The organism is Snodgrassella alvi (assembly GCF_002777425.1).
GTDB lineage: Bacteria > Pseudomonadota > Gammaproteobacteria > Burkholderiales > Neisseriaceae > Snodgrassella > Snodgrassella alvi_B.
Genome location: NZ_MDVC01000029.1, coordinates 1 through 1,387, shown reverse-complemented (window position 1 = coordinate 1,387; position 1,387 = coordinate 1). Strand labels below are relative to the sequence as shown.

At 42.1% G+C, this 1,387-nt stretch carries 2 protein-coding genes and 1 pseudogene; 1 reads left to right on the top strand and 2 read right to left on the bottom strand.

Translation table 11 applies throughout. The features are described from left to right. Positions 1 to 121: 121 nt before the first annotated feature. Positions 122 to 383 (bottom strand): annotated as a pseudogene (locus BGI33_RS03240) (transposase); the annotation flags it as partial. Between the two features lie 87 nt (positions 384 to 470). Between BGI33_RS03240 and BGI33_RS03235 the strand changes: the two are divergent. Continuing rightward, positions 471 to 650 (top strand): hypothetical protein, encoded by a 180-nt coding sequence (locus tag BGI33_RS03235; RefSeq protein WP_100089922.1) that lies wholly within the window; start codon positions 471 to 473, stop codon positions 648 to 650. Positions 651 to 718: 68 nt separating this feature from the next. Here BGI33_RS03235 and BGI33_RS03230 read toward each other — a convergent pair. After that, positions 719 to 1,387: phosphoethanolamine transferase (locus tag BGI33_RS03230; RefSeq protein WP_180298960.1), on the bottom strand; the 669-nt coding region annotated here is incomplete at its 5' end.

The window sequence follows — 1,387 nt, the reverse complement described above, 5'->3', positions numbered from 1 at the left end:
TTAGGTTGATAATAGTAAGCACAGCGGCTTAAGCCAACAATTGCGCAGCTCATAGCAATAGTAACAGGATGACTTTCTTGTAATTGCACAGCCCAAGCTTTACGTGCCTTGGTAGGCACTATAGCTTTTTTATGATTTCCTCCTGAAGCTGAGATTTTAAACTGAGCTCGGCAAACATTTGCTTAAGTTTACGGTTTTCAGCTTCCAGCTTCCAGTTTCTTTAAACGTTTGATATCGGAGGTTTCCATACCACCGTATTTTTGCCGCCATTTATAAAAAGTCGAGTTGCCGATGCCATATTTACGGCAAAGTTCTTTAACAGGAATACCGGCTTCAGCTTCTTTTAAAATAGATACGATTTGATGTTCAGTCATTTTTTTCATGATTAAATCCTCTGTGGGTTAATAAAGAGAATTTTCTACTTCAGAGCTGTACTATTTTAAGGGGTAGTTACACTTGCTCAAGCCCAATTGGGTGAAGCCTGGACACTTGCAGAAATTGTGCCAGAAAGAAAACTGGAAAAATATGATTCTTATCTGCCTGAAAATCTGCAATTGATGAGTTATGCAAGTCAGGCTTTTGATATACCGGCAACCCAAGAATGGTTACAGCAATTTGCAGATACCAAGCCTGAATTCAGCCAAACATAAATATTAACGATTCAAATCACAGCTAAAATGGTCATCCAGCAGCTTATATTACAATCAAATCCTGAAAATCATTTCTGCCGGCACGGTGCAAATAAATCCAGTTTTGTCTGGTATTCGCTGGTTTTCACATCCATTAATCCCAATACCGAATGAAAAATATTATCGTGTGAAAACGCCTGCTGCCGCGCATGCTGGCGCAGACAATTCATATCCAGCTTGCTTGTGCTGGCAAAATCATGATTGACCCACAACAGCATGGGTATATGGGTTTGTTCCGCTGGTGCAATAGCATAAGGTGTAGCGTGCAGATACATACCCTTTTCTCCCAGTGATTCACCGTGGTCAGAAAAATACCACATCGCACTGGCCAAACCAGTTTGGCTTTGCAATAGTCTAATAATTTCTGCCAGTATATGGTCTGCGTATAGCACTGTATTATCGTAGGTATTGCGTAACTGTTCAGTCGTACACTGCTGAATCTGGTTGGTATCACAGGTAGGCATAAAATGCCGGAATGCATCTGGATAACGCTGGTAATAAGCCGGCCCATGGCTGCCCATCGTATGCAACACCAGCACTGCATCATCAGGTAATCTGGCCATTACGGTACGCAAATTAATCAATAGGCTTTCATCCAGACAGCCATCGCCAGTGCATTTTAAATCAGTTGCCCAATCCCCTACATCCACATGACGGATACGCTCGCATACTCCCTTACAGCCACCATCATTATCACG